Origin of the sequence: Streptomyces sp. NPDC002209 (assembly GCF_042890265.1) — a bacterium.
Lineage (GTDB): Bacteria > Actinomycetota > Actinomycetes > Streptomycetales > Streptomycetaceae > Streptomyces.
In genome coordinates this window covers 61,224-77,635 of the sequence record NZ_JBIARX010000006.1, presented here as the reverse complement: position 1 = coordinate 77,635, position 16,412 = coordinate 61,224, and the positions used below count along the sequence as shown (strand labels likewise).

The 16,412-nt window shown below is 73.5% G+C and carries 11 protein-coding genes, 2 tRNA genes and 1 other RNA gene; 7 read left to right on the top strand and 7 right to left on the bottom strand.

What is annotated here, in order from left to right:
- Positions 1-14: 14 nt before the first annotated feature.
- Both ACFYXK_RS14165 and ACFYXK_RS14160 read right to left on the bottom strand, forming a co-directional pair.
- On the bottom strand, positions 15-2,807 hold the full coding sequence (locus tag ACFYXK_RS14165; protein ID WP_389411390.1) for a molybdopterin-dependent oxidoreductase: 2,793 nt from the start codon (positions 2,805-2,807) through the stop codon (positions 15-17).
- Positions 2,804-3,631 carry an FAD binding domain-containing protein gene (locus ACFYXK_RS14160; RefSeq protein WP_389411389.1) on the bottom strand — a complete coding sequence of 276 codons (828 nt, stop codon included), beginning with the start codon at positions 3,629-3,631 and terminating at the stop codon, positions 2,804-2,806. The genes ACFYXK_RS14165 and ACFYXK_RS14160 overlap by 4 nt, the downstream gene beginning before the upstream one ends.
- A gap of 234 nt (positions 3,632-3,865) precedes the next feature.
- Here ACFYXK_RS14160 and ACFYXK_RS14155 point away from each other — a divergent pair, with 234 nt between their 5' ends.
- Entirely contained in the window at positions 3,866-5,320 is a 1,455-nt protein-coding gene (locus ACFYXK_RS14155) for a PucR family transcriptional regulator (protein WP_389411388.1), read from the top strand.
- A 4-nt stretch (positions 5,321-5,324) separates the two neighbouring features.
- Here the strand turns inward: ACFYXK_RS14155 and ACFYXK_RS14150 are convergent, their stop codons facing one another.
- Together ACFYXK_RS14150 and ACFYXK_RS14145 are read right to left on the bottom strand one after the other, a co-directional pair.
- Complete coding sequence (locus ACFYXK_RS14150) at positions 5,325-5,729, bottom strand: molybdopterin-binding protein (protein WP_389411387.1); 405 nt, start codon at positions 5,727-5,729, stop codon at positions 5,325-5,327.
- 106 nt (positions 5,730-5,835) lie between these two features.
- Positions 5,836-5,923, bottom strand: a tRNA-Ser gene (locus tag ACFYXK_RS14145).
- Positions 5,924-6,054: 131 nt separating this feature from the next.
- Here ACFYXK_RS14145 and ffs point away from each other — a divergent pair.
- The 6 genes from ffs (at position 6,055) to ACFYXK_RS14115 (ending at position 14,298) form a co-directional block, all read left to right on the top strand.
- Positions 6,055-6,153: signal recognition particle sRNA small type (gene ffs, locus ACFYXK_RS14140), an RNA gene on the top strand.
- Positions 6,154-6,218: 65 nt separating this feature from the next.
- Positions 6,219-8,474 (top strand): DNA polymerase III subunit gamma and tau, encoded by a 2,256-nt coding sequence (locus ACFYXK_RS14135; protein ID WP_389411386.1) that lies wholly within the window; start codon positions 6,219-6,221, stop codon positions 8,472-8,474.
- A gap of 60 nt (positions 8,475-8,534) precedes the next feature.
- The gene (purD, locus tag ACFYXK_RS14130) at positions 8,535-9,788 is read left to right on the top strand and encodes a phosphoribosylamine--glycine ligase (RefSeq protein WP_389411385.1); all 1,254 of its coding nucleotides are present in this window, start codon (positions 8,535-8,537) and stop codon (positions 9,786-9,788) included.
- Positions 9,789-10,077: 289 nt separating this feature from the next.
- Complete coding sequence (locus ACFYXK_RS14125; RefSeq protein ID WP_389411384.1) at positions 10,078-11,688, top strand: hypothetical protein; 1,611 nt, start codon at positions 10,078-10,080, stop codon at positions 11,686-11,688.
- 147 nt (positions 11,689-11,835) lie between these two features.
- Positions 11,836-13,314, top strand: a complete 1,479-nt coding sequence (locus ACFYXK_RS14120; RefSeq protein ID WP_389411383.1) for a N,N-dimethylformamidase beta subunit family domain-containing protein — start codon at positions 11,836-11,838, stop codon at positions 13,312-13,314.
- An 81-nt stretch (positions 13,315-13,395) separates the two neighbouring features.
- Complete coding sequence (locus tag ACFYXK_RS14115) at positions 13,396-14,298, top strand: phosphoribosylaminoimidazolesuccinocarboxamide synthase (protein ID WP_266665868.1); 903 nt, start codon at positions 13,396-13,398, stop codon at positions 14,296-14,298.
- Between the two features lie 133 nt (positions 14,299-14,431).
- Here ACFYXK_RS14115 and ACFYXK_RS14110 read toward each other — a convergent pair.
- The 3 genes from ACFYXK_RS14110 to ACFYXK_RS14100 all read right to left on the bottom strand — a co-directional run bounded on the left by ACFYXK_RS14110 (position 14,432) and on the right by ACFYXK_RS14100 (position 16,378).
- Positions 14,432-14,507: transfer RNA gene (locus tag ACFYXK_RS14110), tRNA-Gly, on the bottom strand.
- Positions 14,508-14,531: 24 nt separating this feature from the next.
- Complete coding sequence (locus ACFYXK_RS14105; protein ID WP_389411382.1) at positions 14,532-15,143, bottom strand: response regulator; 612 nt, start codon at positions 15,141-15,143, stop codon at positions 14,532-14,534.
- A complete protein-coding gene (locus ACFYXK_RS14100; RefSeq protein WP_389411381.1) occupies positions 15,140-16,378 on the bottom strand; it encodes a sensor histidine kinase in 1,239 nt (412 codons plus the stop codon). The genes ACFYXK_RS14105 and ACFYXK_RS14100 overlap by 4 nt, the downstream gene beginning before the upstream one ends.
- Between the last annotated feature and the right edge of the window lie 34 nt (positions 16,379-16,412).

Below are 16,412 nucleotides of genomic sequence, written 5' to 3'. Positions count from 1 at the left end.
CCGCAGATGTGGCTTCATCGTGTGTTCTGCCCTTGCAGGTCCTGCAATCTCCGGTTCACCTTCCGCCAGACGATGTCGCGTGTCACCGGCATCTCCGTGAAGCGGACCCCCGTCGCGTCCCGCAGGGCGTTCGCGAAGGCCGGGCCCACCGGGTTGAACGGGCTCTCGGACATGGACTTCGCGCCGAGCGGGCCGATCGCGTCCGAGGTCTCCATGAAGTGGACCTCCGTCCGCGGCACGTCCGCGTACTGCGGGAGCCGGTAGCGGCGGAACGCCGCCGTGGTCACCTCCCCGCGCTCGTCCACCCGTACGGTCTCGAACAGCGTCGCGCCCAGCGCCTGGGCCACGCCGCCCTCCACCTGGCCGCGGCACTGCATCGGGTTCATGACCTTGCCCGCGTCCGCCGCGTGCACGCTGCGCAGGATCTTCATCTCGCCCGTGTCCGGGTCGACCGCGAGGCGGAACCACTGGGCGTTGAAGGCCACCGAGCGGGGGGAGCCGATCCAGTGGCCGTCCGCCGCGAGCTCCTCGAGCTTGCCCTCGTCCCACGCGGCCTCGTACAGCTCCTTGAGCGTGACGATCCGGCCCGCGCAGTCGAAGGCCTCCGCCTCCAGCCTGCACAGGTGCCGGGCGACGCCGGTGTGCCGGGCCGCGAAGGTCCGGAGGCGCTCCGCGAGCGAGTTCGCCGCCAGCATGACCGCCTTGCCCGCCACCACCGTGCCGGCCGAGCCGAACGCGCCGGTGTCGTGGCGGACGACGTCGGTGTCCGACTGGCGGACCGCGATCCGGTCGACGGTGGTGTTCAGCGCGCCCGCGGTGATCTGCTTGTGGACGGTCGTCGTGCCGTTGCCGAACTCCGCCGTGCCGACCGCGATGTCGTACGTGCCGTCGCGCAGCAGCGAGACCCGGGCGTCGGCGAAGTGGCCGCCGGGCGGGCCGGTCGCGATCATGGCGACGGCCGATCCCGTGCCGGTGAGCCAGCCCTCCGGGACGTCCTCGTGGCTGCGGTCCTCGGCGATGGCCTTGCGGACCACGTCCATGCACTGCTTCATCCCGTACGAGGCGATGAACAGGTCCTCCTCGTGGCCGATCGGGGTCACCATGTGGTCGCCGGCGCCGATGACGTTCTTCTCGCGCAGCTCGAGCGGGTCCATCCCGAGCCGGATGGCGAGCTCGTCCATCACCGATTCGACGGCGAACAGGACCTGGCCCAGGCCGTAGCCGCGGAAGGCGCCCGCCGGTACTCCGTTGGTGTAGACGGAGTACGCCTCCACCTCCTTGTTCGGCGCCTTGTAGACGGCGAAGGACTCGCCCACGCTGTGGAACATGACGGCCGGGCCGTGGTTGCCGTAGGCGCCGGTGTTGGAGACCACGCGGATGCGCAGCGCGGTGAGCGTGCCGTCGGCCTTGGCGCCGATCTTGACGGTGATCTTGAAGGGGTGGCGGGTGGTGGCACCGTAGAACTGCTCGGCCCGGGTGAATTCGAGTTTCACCGGCCGCCGCAGCTTCAGGGCGGCGAGGACCACGATGTCCTCGGTGAGCATCTCCTGCTTGCCGCCGAACCCGCCGCCCACGCGGCCCGCGACGACGCGGACCTCGTCCTCGTTCAGGTCGTAGAGGGCGCACAGCGCCCGCCGGGTCAGGAACGGGGCCTGGGTGGAGGAGCGGACGGTGATGCGCTCGCCGTCGCCCTCCTCCTTGGGTTCGAAGTACGCGACGCTGCCGTGGGTCTCGAGGCTGGCGTGCTGCACGCGCTGGGTCCGGAAGGTCTCCTCGTAGACGACGTCCGCCTCCGCGTAGCCCTGCTCCATGTCGCCGATCGTGTTGTGGACCTCGCCGCACACGTTGTTCTCGGCGCGGAAGATCCCCGACTCGGGGCCCTTGGGGTGGAGGACGGGCGCGCCCGGCAGCATCGCCTCCTCCGGGTCGATCACGTACGGGAGTTCCTCGTACGTGACCACCACGCGGCGGCAGCCCTCCTCGGCGGCCTGCTCGCTGTCGGCGACGACGGCGGCCACGCGCTGGCCGACGAAACGGACCACGTCGTCCAGGACGCGGGTGTCCATCGGGTCCTCGGTGGGGTGCTCGTGGCGGGCGGAGGAGTACAGGCGGTCGGGGGCGTCGTGGTGGGTGAGGACGGCGTGCACGCCCGGGACCTGGAGCGCGTCCCCGGTGTCGATGTCGACGATGCGGGCGTGCGGGTGCGGGGAGCGCAGCAGCTTCATGTGGAGCAGCCCGGGCACCTCGACGTCGAAGGTGTAGCGGGCGGTGCCGGTGACGACGAGGGGACCGGCGGGGGCGCCGAGGGACTTGCCGACGGCCTGGCCGGCCTCCGGGTCCTCGGTGTGCTTCACCCCGCGCACCGCGTCCTCGATGGCCCGGTAGCCCGTACAGCGGCAGATGTTGCCCTTGAAGGCGCGCGGGAGGTCGTCCAGCTTGCCGTCGTCGTGGGCGGTGCCCTGCTCCGCCTGGAGGGCGGCGGTGGTCATCAGGAAGCCCGCCGTGCAGAAGCCGCACTGGAAGCCCTGGGCGTCGAGGAACTGCTGCTGGGCGGGGTGGAGCTCGCCGCCCGGCCTGGCGAGGCCTTCGACGGTCGTGACGGACCGGCCCTCGGCGCGGACGGCCGGGTAGAGGCAGCTGTGCACCGGCTGCCCGTCGACGTGGACGGTGCAGGCGCCGCAGTCGCCCTGGTCGCAGCCCTTCTTCACGCCGAACCAGCCGCGCTCGCGCAGGTACGTGCGCAGGCACTGGCCGGCGCGGGGCTCGGCGTCGAAGCGCTGCTCGTTGATCTCGATCTCGTAGCTCATCGGGAAGCCTCCTCCAGCGTGAGTTCGCGGCGGATCTCCTCCGCCAGGAGCAGCGCCATGTGCCGCCGCCAGTCGGGCAGCCCGTGGATGTCGTCGAACCACTCGTCGGGACGGACCGTGTCGTCGATGGCCGCCCGCAGTTCGGCGGCGGTCGGCCACAGTGCGAACCAGAAGCGGAAGGGGCGGGTGGTGGCGGCCGTGACCGTGAGGGCGAACGAGCCGTCCTGGGGGTCGGCCGTGCCGATGACCAGGGCTCCGGAGCGCCCGAGCCCGTAGAGGGAGGCCTGCCGGAAGGCCGTACGGCACTCCAGCGAGCGGGCGGGCAGCCGGACCGAACGCAGCAGCTCGCCGTCGCGCAGGTCCTTGACGCCGGCGCCGCGGATGAAGTCGGCGACGGGTGTGCGGCGGGTGCTGCCGTCCTGGCCCTGGAGGAAGACGGTGCCGTCGAGTCCGGCGGTGAGGGAGATCATCGGGCCGGCGGGGAGGCCGTTGCAGAGGTTGCCGCCGACGGTGGCCATGTTCCAGATCTTGAACGAGGCGAGGAAGGCGCGGCAGCACTGCTCGACGAGCGGGGCGGCGGCGGCCGGCAGGGTCCGGCCGAACCGGGACAGCTCGGTGATGGTGCAGGTGGCGGCGATGTCGAGGGAGCCGTCGGGCTGCCAGGACAGGGGCGGCCAGCCCATCCGGGAGAGGTCGACCAGGCGGCGGATGTGGGGCTGGGGCTCGGAGAACAGGTAGGTGCCGCCGCCGAGCCAGGCGTCGCCGGGACGCCAGGGCTCGCGGCGGCGTGCGTCGCGCACGTCGAGCACCGTGTTGAGATCCAAGGTGGGCCACCGCCTCCACTCGGGACACCCGGGGAACCGAGCGTTTCCAGTCAGTGAAGCAACGGGGGCGGGCCCGGGACGACTGTGGCCGGGCACGGAAACCGCTGGACTCCGGGCGGTTCGCCCTGGAGGATCAACCAAGAGGCTGACTGGAGCCTTGCCCTTGCATTTACGATGGTGTTTGCCGTATTCGCCTCGCGAATGTGGGCTGCCACCCACCGCAAGGAGCTCCGCATGCACGTCCTCGACCTGCTTCAGTCCGACAACCTCGGCCTCACCCTGCTCTGGGGCGAGGACGCCCTTCTCGGCCAGGAGGTCAGCGGGGTCACCGCCACCGACCTGGAGGACCCGCGCCGTTTCCTGGGGCCCGGAGAGCTCGTGCTCAGCGGTCTGGTGTGGTGGGCCGACGGCGACCTGGCCAAGGCGGATCGATTCGTCTCCGCGCTCGCCGAGGCCGGGGCCACCGCCCTCCTCGCCGGCGAGGAGACCCACGGCCGGGTCCCCGACGAGCTGGTGGCCGCCTGCCGCGCCCACCGCGTACCGCTCGTGGCCGTGCCCGCGCAGACCAGCTTCCGGGCGGTCACCGAGGCGGTCTACCTGCGCCAGTGGGGCGACCTGAGCCGCCGCCCGACCCGGCTCTTCGCGCTTCCCGAGAACGTGCGCAGCGAGCTCAGCCGCCTCCTCGAAGGCGGGGCCGGACCGGCCGAGCTGCTGGACCGGGCCTGCGCCCACCTGGGCAAGATCGCCTGCTACCTGACGACCGCCAGCGGCCGCACCGTGGCCCGCACCCCCTCCGCACCCGCGATCCCGGCCCAGCGGGCCGGCGCGATGCGCGAGGGGCTCTCGCTGCGCATCGAGTCCGAGAGCTCCCCGTACGACGCCTGGCAGCTGCACGTGCCGGACGCGGACGCGGCGCCCCCGCGCGTGCTCCACGAGATCGCCGAGATCTTCGCCCAGTACCGCGACGGCCAGGCGCGCCGCACCGGCGCGGTGCGCGCGGCGGGCCGGGAGCTGGCCGCCCTCCTCGACGCGCAGGTGCCGGCCGCGGACCCGGTCGCGCTCGAGGAGGCGCTGGCCGCGGCAGGACTCCCGACGGGGGGCGCGTACCGGGTGCTCGCGGCGACGGACGGCGACGCCCTGGCCGAGGCGCTGGCCCACCTGGAGGACGTCCCGTACGCGGTGGGGAGCTCGGTCGCGGTCCTGTACGAGGACCAGGACGCGGCGGTCGACGTCCCGGGCCGGCTCCGCTCGGTCTGGCCGCTGCTCCAGGCATGCGGGGGCCCGGACGCGGATCTCCGGCTCGGCGCGGGTGCGCGGGCTTCGGGGGCCGAGGGACTACGCGCGTCGATGCACCAGGCCCGCTTCGCCCTGACGGCGACGGACGAGGCCACTCCGGTGCGCGCGGTGGAGCAACTGGACACCCTGGCCACCCTGTTGTCCGGGGTCCCGGAGGAGGTCCGGGCGGTCTATGCGGCGCGGACGCTCGGGGCGCTCGGGGACGGCATGCTGCGCGAGACCCTGGAGGTCTTCCTGGCCAACAACTGCTCCTGGACGCGCACGGCGGAGGCGCTGCACCTGCACGTGAACACGGTGCACTACCGGATCGAACGGGTGGAGTCCCTGACGGGCCGGGACCTGTCCCGCCTGGACCACAAGCTGGACCTCTACGCGGCCCTGCGCTGCGGCTGACGGTTCACGGCAGGTCGACGTACACCTCGGTGGACTTCACCCGCGCGGTGACGCTCACCCCGACCGCGATCCCGAGCGCCTCGACCGACTCCCGCGTCACCACGGACACCACCCGGTGCGGGCCCGACTGGATCTCCACCTGGGCCGCGACGTCGTCGACCCGCACCGCGGTGACGATCCCGACGAAGGAGTTCCGTACGGACGTGGCGGTGCCGTTGCCCGCCGGCGGCTGAGGCCGCGGCGCCCCGGCCCGCTCCTTGGCGAAGGCGGCCAGCGTCACGCCGTCGACGGCGCGCGCCCCGTCGGGCGTACGGCGGGCGGGCAGCCGCCCGCCGTCGGCCCAGCGGCGCACGGTTTCGGCGCTCACGCCCAGCAGACCCGCAGCCTGCCCGATCGAGTACAACGGCACGCCCGCACCCTATCCCCGCCCCGAAGCCCGGGACGGCCTCAACCGGAGCACGCAGAAGGCCCCGGCCGGTTTCCCGGTCGGGGCCTTCAAGTGCCCGGTGAGGCACTGGCGGAGGATACGAGATTCGAACTCGTGAGGGGTTGCCCCCAACACGCTTTCCAAGCGTGCGCCCTAGGCCACTAGGCGAATCCTCCGCCGCAAACAATACAAGACGTTGAGGGGTGCTCGCGAACGTGATCGTCTGCGGGGGATCCGGGTGGGGATCCGGTCGGGGTCCGGGGTGGGGGCGGGTCGAATCCGGGGGCTTTCATCCGCTAGGGTGGGGCCCAGCCCCTCACGTGGCGCTATCTCACCCAACTCCCCCAGGGCCGGAAGGCAGCAAGGGTAAGTGGGCTCTGGCGGGTGCGTGGGGGGCGCTTTGCGTTCCGGGGCGGCCGGCCGGCCGTCGGCGGGACGTCTTTGTCGGTGGGCCCGGATAACCTCGTAGACGTGTCGTCCCTTGCGCTGTACCGCCGCTACCGCCCCGAGTCGTTCGCCGAGGTCATCGGGCAGGAGCATGTCACTGTCCCCCTGATGCAGGCCCTGCGGAACAACCGGGTCAATCACGCGTACCTGTTCAGCGGGCCCCGAGGCTGTGGCAAGACCACCAGCGCGCGGATCCTGGCGCGGTGCCTGAACTGTGAGCAGGGCCCCACTCCCGAGCCCTGCGGCGAGTGCCAGTCCTGCCGGGACCTGGCGCGCAACGGGCCGGGCTCGATCGACGTCATCGAGATCGACGCCGCCTCGCACGGTGGTGTGGACGACGCCCGTGACCTGCGGGAAAAGGCCTTCTTCGGGCCCGCCTCGAGCCGCTACAAGATCTACATCATCGACGAGGCCCACATGGTCACCTCGGCGGGCTTCAACGCCCTCCTGAAGGTGGTCGAGGAGCCGCCGGAGCACCTCAAGTTCATTTTCGCCACCACCGAGCCGGAGAAGGTGATCGGGACCATCCGGTCCCGTACGCACCACTATCCGTTCCGGCTCGTGCCGCCCGGCACGCTGCGGGACTACCTCGGCGAGGTCTGCGGGCGCGAGGGGGCCAAGGTCGAGGAGGGCGTGCTGCCGCTCGTCGTGCGGGCCGGCGCCGGGTCCGTGCGTGACTCGATGTCCGTCATGGACCAGCTGCTCGCCGGCGCCGCCGATGACGGTGTGACGTATGCCATGGCCACCTCCCTGCTCGGGTACACCGACGGGTCGCTGCTCGACTCCGTCGTCGACGCCTTCGCCGCCGGGGACGGGGCGGCCGCCTTCGAGGTCGTCGACCGGGTGGTCGAGGGCGGCAACGACCCGCGCCGCTTCGTCGCCGACCTGCTGGAGCGGCTGCGGGACCTGGTGATCCTGGCCGCCGTGCCCGACGCCGGGGAGAAGGGGCTCATCGACGCCCCCGCCGATGTCGTCGAGCGGATGCAGGCCCAGGCGTCCGTGTTCGGCGCCGCCGAGCTCAGCCGCGCCGCCGACCTGGTCAACACCGGGCTCACCGAGATGCGCGGCGCGACCTCGCCGCGGCTCCAGCTCGAGCTGATCTGCGCCCGGGTGCTGCTGCCCGCCGCCTTCGACGACGAGCGGTCCTTCCAGGCCAGGCTCGACCGGCTGGAGCGGAGCGGGTTCACCCCCGGCGCCGCGGGCATGCCCGGTATGGCCGCAGCCCCGGCCGGCGGGCCCGCCATGGGGTACGTGCCCGGCCCCGAGGCGCATGCCATGGCCCCGGCCGGGCCCGGCGGGGGCGTCGCCGCCGCGCGGGCCGCCGCTGCCGCCGTACGGGCCCCCGAGCCGGAGGCCCCGGCCGCGCCTGCTCCGGCGCCGGTCCAGGCGCCGGCCCCTGCTGCGGCACAGCCTCCGGCTCCCGCTCCGGCTCCGGCTCCGGTGCAGGCACCCGCCGCTGCGGCCCCCGCGCCCGGTTCCTGGCCCGGGGCCGCACAGCCCGGTGGCGGTGCCCCCGGTGCCTGGCCCGGAGCCGCCGCTCCCGCCCCGGCTCCGGCCGCCTCCGCCCCCACCTCCGCCCCCGCCGCCGGTGCCTGGCCCAGTGCCGCCGCGCCCGGCTCGGGCCAGCCCGCGGCCGCCGCCCCGGCCCCGGCCCCGGCCGCGGCCACCCCCGCGCCGGCCCCGGCCGCCGCCCCGTCGCCCGGCATGGCCGCCGGCGCCGGGCAGGTCCAGGCGATGTGGCCCGCCGTCCTCGAGGCCGTCAAGAACCGCCGCCGCTTCACCTGGATCCTGCTCAGCCAGAACGCCCAGGTCGCGGGCTTCGACGGGACGACCCTGCAGCTCGGCTTCCCCAACGTCGGAGCCCGCGACAACTTCGCGAGCAGCGGCAGCGAGGACGTGCTCAAGGCCGTCCTGGCCGAGCAGTTCCAGGTCAACTGGAAGATCGACGCCGTGGTGGGAGGGGGCGGCGGCCAGCCGGCCCCGTCCTCGTACTCCGCCCCGGCCGCGCCCTCCTACAGCTCGCCGCCTGCCGCCCCGGCCCCGGCGCAGCAGGCTCCCGCCCCGCAGCAGCCGTACCAGCCGCAGCAGCAGCCACAACCGCCCCAGCAGGGCGGTTCCGCGCCGCAGCCCCCCGTACAGCAGGCGCCCCCGCCGGTCGCGCCCGAGGACGACGTACCGGAGGAGGACGATCCCGACCTCGTCGAGAGCGCCCTGACCGGACACGACCTCATCGTGCGCGAGCTCGGAGCCACCGTCATAGAGGAATATACGAACGAGTAGGGCCGTCTCATTGGGTGGCCGCACGAAAGACATCCCGCCGCGCGGGCTAGGCTGCATGGCGTGAAGGTCCTCGTCATCGGCGGCGGCGCCCGCGAACATGCCCTGTGCCGCTCTCTGTCCCTCGACCCCGACGTCAACGCGCTGTACTGCGCTCCCGGCAATGCCGGCATCGCCGAGGTGGCGGAGCTGCGCCCGGTCGACGCCCTCGACGGCGCGGCCGTGGCCCGCCTCGCCACCGAGCTCGGCGCCGACCTGGTCGTCGTCGGCCCGGAGGCGCCCCTGGTCGCCGGCGTCTCCGACGCCGTCCGCGCCGCCGGCATCCCCGTTTTCGGCCCGTCCGCGGAAGCGGCGCAGCTGGAGGGCTCCAAGGCGTTCGCCAAGGACGTGATGGCCGCGGCCGGCGTCCCGACCGCGCGCAGCTACGTGTGCACCACCCCCGAAGAGGTGGACGCGGCCCTCGACGCCTTCGGCGCCCCCTACGTCGTCAAGGACGACGGCCTCGCCGCCGGCAAGGGCGTCGTGGTCACCGACGACCTGGCCGCCGCCCGCGCGCACGCGCTCGGCTGCGACCGCGTCGTCATCGAGGAGTACCTCGACGGCCCCGAGGTCTCCCTCTTCGCCATCACCGACGGCGTCACCGTGCTGCCGCTCCAGCCCGCGCAGGACTTCAAGCGCGCGCTCGACGGCGACGAGGGCCCCAACACCGGCGGCATGGGCGCGTACTCGCCACTGCCCTGGGCCGACCCGAAGCTGGTCGACGAGGTCATGGAGAGCGTCCTCCAGCCGACCGTGGACGAGCTGCGCCACCGCGGCACCCCGTTCTCCGGGCTCCTGTACGCCGGCCTCGCGATCACCTCGCGCGGCGTCCGCGTCATCGAGTTCAACGCCCGCTTCGGCGACCCCGAGACCCAGGTCGTCCTGGCCCGGCTGCGCACCCCGCTCGCGAGCGTGCTGCTGAACTCCGCGAACGGCACGCTGGACGCCGAGCCGCCGCTGCGCTGGCGCGAGGACGCGGCCGTCACCGTGGTCATCGCCTCCCACAACTACCCGGAGACCCCGCGCACCGGGGACCCGATCGAGGGCCTGGCCGAGGTGGCCGCCGAGGAAGGTCCCGACGCGTACGTCCTGCACGCCGGGACCCGGCGCGAGGGCGAAGCCGTCGTCAGCGCGGGCGGCCGCGTGCTGTCGGTGACGGCGACCGGTTCCGATCTGGCACAGGCCCGCGAGAAGGCGTATAAGGCCGTCGCGCGGATCCGGCTGGACGGCTCCCAGCACCGTACGGACATCGCCGCCAAGGCGGCCGAAGGCCGCTGAGCAGCGGGGCAGCCACGACGCGGGCCCGGTGCGCACCTCGGTGCGGCCGGGCCCGCGCGCGTGTTCGCGTGCGAGTGCATCCGGCCGCGTTCGAACGCACCCACCTTTGCCCAAAGCCATTCCATCGGGTGATGGTCCCCCGGTCCGGCTGACTGCCGCACGGTGCCCAACTAGGGTGCGATGCCAAGCATTCCGGCACTTGGCCCACCGGCATTGCGATGTCAGTGGCGGGTGTCACAGTGGGGGAGTGAGCAAAACCGCCGCAGGGCAGAGGGGGTGAGATCCGGCCGTGTCCGGAACCGGTTCGATCGTGGAAGTGGGCGCGCCGTCCGCGCGCTCCCGGGCCCTGGCCGTGCTGCGCGTGCGCAGCAGGGCGCTGGCCCTCGGGGTGCTGCCCGCCGCCCTCGCGGTGGTGCTGCTGAGCGCCCGGATGACGGGCCGGCTGGCCGGGGATCCCTGGCCCGTGGTGACCCTCGCCGTGTGCGTCGTCGCGGTGCTGGTGCTGCTCGTCGGCGGGGTGTTCGCCGCGGTGGTGCTGCGGGCGAGCCCGGCCGTGACGCCGACGGTGCCGCTGCCCGAGGCCTCCGCGCCCGACCTGTACCGGCTGGTGCGGGATCTGGCCGACCGGATGGACGTGCCCGCGCCCTCGGCGATAGCCCTGACTCCGGACTGCGACAGCTGGCTGGAGGACCGCACGCATGCGGCGCACCGCCGCGGCGGCATATCCGGAGGCCGCGAGTCGGAGCCGGGCGCGGCTCCCGTGCTGGTGATCGGCTCGCCGTTCCTGTGGTGGATGCGGGTCGCCGAACTGCGGGCGGTCCTGGCGCCGGTCGTCGCCGGTACGGGTCCTTCCGCGCATCCGGACATAGCCGACGCCCGCGGCTTCGTCCGCGGACTCGATGCCGCCGTGGACGTGGGCAGCCGGCCCGGCCTCGGCTGGATCGGCCGGCCGGCCCGGCTGCTGCTGAGGCTGTGCCAGGCGGATGCCGCCGAGATGGAGCGCGGGGTGGCCGCCGCCGCCTCGGACCGTGCACAGGGTGTGGACTACGGGCTGCGCATCGTCGCCCAGGAACAGGTCGGCCTCGCCTACGCGGGCTGGGACCGGCTGCTGACCCGGGTCGCGCTGCCCGCGTGGCGGATGGGCCGCTGGCCGGCGCACCTCGACGCAGGGGTCGTCTCCGCGCTGACCGAGCTGTCCCGGCGGGACCGGCTGGCCGAGGGGTTCGCCTCGCGGCTGGGCGAGCGGCCCGCGTGCGATCTGCTGGAGCGGCCGGGGGTCGTCGACGAGGCGGCTTCGCTGCTGGCCGCGCGTCTCTTCCACGGCGGACCGGCCGAGGCCGGTCCGGACTGGTCGCCGGTGGACTGGGCGGCGTATCCGGAAGAGGTCGTGGACCGCAAGTGGCGCGCCGAGGCCGCCCGGCTGCATGCGGCGCTGGACACCCTCGCCGTGCCGGCCGGGCCCGGACCCACGCTGGACCGGGTGCTCGGCTACCTCGCGGACGGGGCCGGCGAGGGCGCTGCCGGGGAGGCGCTGGCCGGACTGCTCAGCGGTGACCTGGCCAGGGAGGAACGTTCCGCGGGCGCCGCTGCCGGTGCGGGTGCCGGGGTGGCGCGGGGCGCGGATGCGGTGCCGCTGTTCCCGCTCCAGCCGCCCCGCAGCGGGCGGGACCTGCTCGCCGACCACGTGACGGCGATGGTGTGCGCCGCGGCCGTGGACTCGGCCGATGCCGCGCCCGGGCTGGACTGGCTGGACGGCCCGGTCCTCCTGGTCGGCGGAGAACGCCGCGCGGACCTGGCCCCCCGGGTGCTGACCCTGGTGGAGGACGGCGACGCGGAACCCCTGCGCGACTGGCTCGCCGCCTTGGGCGTCCGCCCGGAAAAGCCGGTCCGCCTCGTGTGACCACTCCGTGGCCCCGGATGTGGCGAACGGTGACGGAATGAGTGCGTTATGTGATGTGCTGGGACCGGTCGCGGTTCGATGTGCTGAAACCGTGCCGCATCGGCGTTGAGCAGAGACCGTTCGGGGGAGCGAGGGAGGGGAGCGGGTATGGGTGCGGACCAGATCCGGCGGTGGGAATCAGGGGCGCTCGCGCACGCGGTGACCGATCCCTTCGGCCAGGGGCCGCTGCCGTGGTTCCGGGGCAGCGAGCTGTACTTCGACGACACCGGTCAGGTCGTGCCCTGGTACGTGGACCCGGCCCTGGCCCCGGGCCAGAACCCCCGCGCCCGCAGCAACGGCGGCCCGCGCACCGCCGACGACGTGCACCGGCAGATCAAGGGCTTCGCCTCCACCGGGGCCGTCGCGCCCGGCGAGGCCATCGACTTCCACATCACCGTGGACCCGCCCCAGCAGTTCTCCGTCGACGTCTACCGCATCGGCCACTACGGCGGCGACGGCGCCTCCAAGATCACCACCAGCCCCCGGCTCTCCGGCATCGTCCAGCCGGCCCCGCTCACCGCCGACCGCACCGTCTCCTGCCACCACTGGTGGCTCTCCTGGCGGCTCCAGGTCCCCGCCTACTGGAGCGTCGGCGCGTACGTCGCCGTGCTCACCACCGCCGACGGGTACCGGTCCCACATCCCCTTCACCGTCCGCGACGACCACCCCGCCGATCTGCTCCTGCTGCTGCCCGACATCACCTGGCAGGCCTACAACCTCTACCCCGAGGACGGGCGGACCGGCGCGAGCCTCTACCACGCCTGGGACGACGAGGGCCGGCTGCTCGGCGAGCGGGACGCGGCCGTCACCGTCTCCTTCGACCGGCCCTACGCCGGCGCCGGCCTGCCCCTGCACGTGGGCCACGCCTACGACTTCATCCGCTGGGCCGAGCGCTACGGCTACGACCTCGCCTACGCCGACACCCGCGATCTGCACGCCGGCCGCGTCGACCCCACCCGCTACCGCGGCCTGGTCTTCCCCGGCCACGACGAGTACTGGTCGGCCCCCATGCGCCGCACCGTCGAGCGCGCCCGCGACCACGGCACCTCGCTCGTCTTCCTCTCCGCCAACACCATGTACTGGCAGGTCGAGCTGGGCCCCTCCCCCTCCGGGGTCGAGGACCGGCTGCTCACCTGCCGAAAACGCCGCGGCCCCGGCCGCCCCAGCCTCTGGCGCGAGATCGACCGCCCGGAGCAGCAGCTGCTCGGCATCCAGTACGCAGGGCGGGTCCCCGAGCCCGCGCCCCTGGTCGTGCGCAATGCCACGCACTGGCTCTGGGACGCCACCGGCGCCGCCGAGAACGACGAGCTGCCCGGCCTGGTCGCCGGAGAGGCCGACCGGTACTTCCCGCGCACCCAGCTCCCCGAGCACCAGGACCGGATCCTGCTCGCGCACTCCCCGTACCCCGACAGCGAGGGCGCGAAGCGCCACCAGGAGACCTCCCTGTACCGGGCCCCGAGCGGCGCCCTGGTCTTCGCTTCCGGCACGTTCGCCTGGTCCCCGGCCCTCGACCGGCCCGGCCATGTCGACGAACGGATCCAGCGGGCCACCGCCAACCTCCTGGACCGGATCTGCAAGCGGGACTGACCGACCCGGACCCGTTGTGCCCGTTCGCGGACAGGTACGGGAGAATGGGGCTGCGCTCGTACAGAACCACAGGGAGACCCCGTGTCCGGATTCGTCGAAAAGCCCGAGCCGGTTCAGGTGCCCGGCCTCGTCCACCTCCACACCGGCAAGGTGCGCGACCTCTACCGCGACGGCGACGGCAACCTCGTCATGGTCGCCAGCGACCGGATGTCCGCGTACGACTGGGTGCTCCCCACGGAGATCCCGGACAAGGGCCGCGTCCTGACCCAGCTCTCCCTCTGGTGGTTCGACCAGCTCGCCGACCTCGTCCCGAACCACGTGATCGGCACCGAGCTGCCCGAAGGCGCCCCGGCCGACTGGGCCGGCCGGACCCTGATCTGCAAGAACCTGCGGATGGTCCCGGTCGAGTGCGTGGCCCGCGGCTACCTCACCGGCTCCGGCCTCGCCGAGTACGAGCAGACCCGTACGGTCTGCGGACTCGCCCTCCCGGAGGGGCTCGTGGACGGCTCCGAGCTGCCCGCCCCGATCTTCACCCCGGCCGCCAAGGCCGAGGTCGGCGAGCACGACGAGAACGTCTCCTACGAGGAGGTGGCGCGCACCACCGGCGCCGAGACGGCGGCGCTGCTGCGCCAGACCACCCTCGCCGTGTACGGCCGGGCCAGGGACATCGCCCGCGAGCGCGGGATCATCCTGGCCGACACCAAGTTCGAGTTCGGCTTCGACGCGGACGGCACCCTCGTCGCCGGCGACGAGGTGCTGACCCCGGACTCCTCCCGCTTCTGGCCCGCCGACCAGTGGGAGCCGGGCCGCACGCAGGCCTCCTTCGACAAGCAGTTCGTCCGCAACTGGCTGTCCTCCCCGGCCTCCGGCTGGGACCGGAAGGGCGAACTCCCGCCGCCGGCCCTCCCGCAGGAGGTCGTCGAGCAGACCAGCGCCAAGTACATCGAGGCGTACGAGCGGCTCACCGGCCTCACCTGGGCCTGAACCCAGAGGTTCCGGGCCCGGCCGCCGGGTCCGGAACGCCAGGCCTTGCGTGCCCGGCCTTGCATGCCCAGCCCGGCGTGCCCGGCCCGGAACACGAAGAAGCCCCCGGTCAGATGACCGGGGGCTTTCCCGATGGAGCGGACAACGCGACTCGAACGCGCGACATCCACCTTGGCAAGGTGGTGCTCTACCAACTGAGCTATGTCCGCAGGTGCGCCGTAGCGCGAGAACTACTATACCCAACCTCGCTCGCGTGCGAGACGCACTGCCGTGTGCCGGTTCTCCGCGCCGAGCTTCGAGGCCGCCGACGACAGGTAGTTCCGTACGGTCCCCTGCGACAGCGAGGCCCGCTCGGCGATCTCCGCGACCGGCGCCCCGTCCCCCGCGAGTTCGAGCACCTCGGCCTCGCGCGCGGTCAGCGGGGAGTCCCCCGCGCTGATCGCATCGGCCGCCAACTCCGGGTCCACATAACGCCCTCCGGCGTGCACGGTCCGGATCAGCTCGGCCAGCCGCTGCGCCGACACCGTCTTCGGCGCGAAGGCCCGCACGCCTGCCGCGAGGGCCCGCTTCAGGTGCCCGGGACGCCCGTGACTCGTCACGATCATGGTCTTGCATTCGGGGAGTTCGGCCCGCAGGGATGTGGCCACGCTCACACCGTCCGCCCCCGGCATCTGCAGGTCGAGCACCGCCACGTCCGGCCGGTGGGCGCGCGCCATCGCGAGGGCCTCCGGTCCCGAGGCCGCCTCCGCGACGACCAGCAGATCGTCCTCGAGGGCCAGCAGCGCGGCGAGCGCGCCGCGGATCAAGTGCTCGTCGTCGGCCAGCAGTACGCGTACGGGGCTCACGCCCGCACCTCCAGTCCTCGCAGTTGTCCGCCCGGGATCCGCGCCCGCAGCCGGAACCGGCCGCCGTGGACCGGGCCCGCCTCCAAGGTGCCGTCCAGCACCGCGAGCCGCTCCCGCAGCCCCGCGAGCCCGGAACCCGGCGGTCCGGCCGGTGCCTCGGGGGCCCCGTCGTTCTCCACCACCAGCGTCAGCGCGCCCTCGTCGGGCGCCGTCAGCCGGATCACACAGTTGCGGGCGTCCCCGTGCCGCAGGACGTTCGTGGTCGCCTCCCGGACCACCCAGCCCAGCGCCGACTGCACCTCGGGGCGCAGTGCGCGGGCGGCCTCGATCTCGACGCGGCAGTCCATCCCGGCCGCGGCGAGCACCCCGCGGGCGCCCTCCAGCTCCGCCGCGAGGTCCGCCTCGCGGTAGCCGCGCACGACGTCCCGTACCTCGCGCTGCGACTCCCGGGCGATCCGCTGGACCTCGATCATCTGGTCCACGGCCTCCGGGCGTTCGCGGCGGGCCAGCTGGACCGCCAGCTCGCTCTTGAGCGCGATCACCGCCAGATTGCGGCCCATCACGTCGTGCAGGTCCCGCCCGAAGCGCAGCCGTTCCTCGGCGACGGCCAGCTGCGCCTGGAGCTCCCGGGCCCGGTCGAGCTCGTACACCGTCTTCAGCAGCCACCCGGAGAACCCGTAGGCCATGCTCATGAACAGGCCGCTCAGCAGGACTCCGACCGTGTAGCCGACGGATTCGCCCAGGGGCAGGCCGAGGGCGGCCGTCGCGGCGGCAGTGCCGGCCGCCGCGGCCGGGGCGACGCACCACATGCGCTGGACCCTGTTCAGGCACAGCACCAGCGATCCCGTGCCGAAGCAGCTGATGCCGATCACCAGGGACGGGGCCGCCGACGCGTCGATGTGCCCGGTCTTGCGCAGGACGAGGGCGGCGAGGCACGCGACGGCCGTCAGGACCGCCGTGGCCACCGCGAGCCGCACCGGCCGCGTCCGGCGCCCGACCACCCAGTCCAGTGCCCTGGAGGAGAGGAACGCGACCAGCACGGAGTGCGCGCACAGTGCCAGGAAGAACGCGACGGCCACGGGACGCGAGGACGACCGCACCGCTGCCGAGCCCACCAGGGGCAATCCGAACGACATGATCTCGATCAGGACGAAGAAGTGGAACGAGCAGCGTGTGTACAGCTCGACCTTCGCCGCACTGCTGCGGTTCTTCCACCATCCGGTCAGCTTCGACACAGTCCCCAGTCCCCCGATCACGCTCCGGCGGTCG

Excerpts from the sequence above, each read along its gene's own strand:
- ACFYXK_RS14165 (WP_389411390.1), bottom strand. The coding sequence starts at position 2,807 with ATGAGCTACGAGATCGAGATCAACGAGCAGCGCTTCGACGCCGAGCCC.
- ACFYXK_RS14155 (WP_389411388.1), top strand. The coding sequence starts at position 3,866 with ATGCACGTCCTCGACCTGCTTCAGTCCGACAACCTCGGCCTCACCCTG.
- ACFYXK_RS14120 (WP_389411383.1), top strand. The coding sequence starts at position 11,836 with ATGGGTGCGGACCAGATCCGGCGGTGGGAATCAGGGGCGCTCGCGCAC.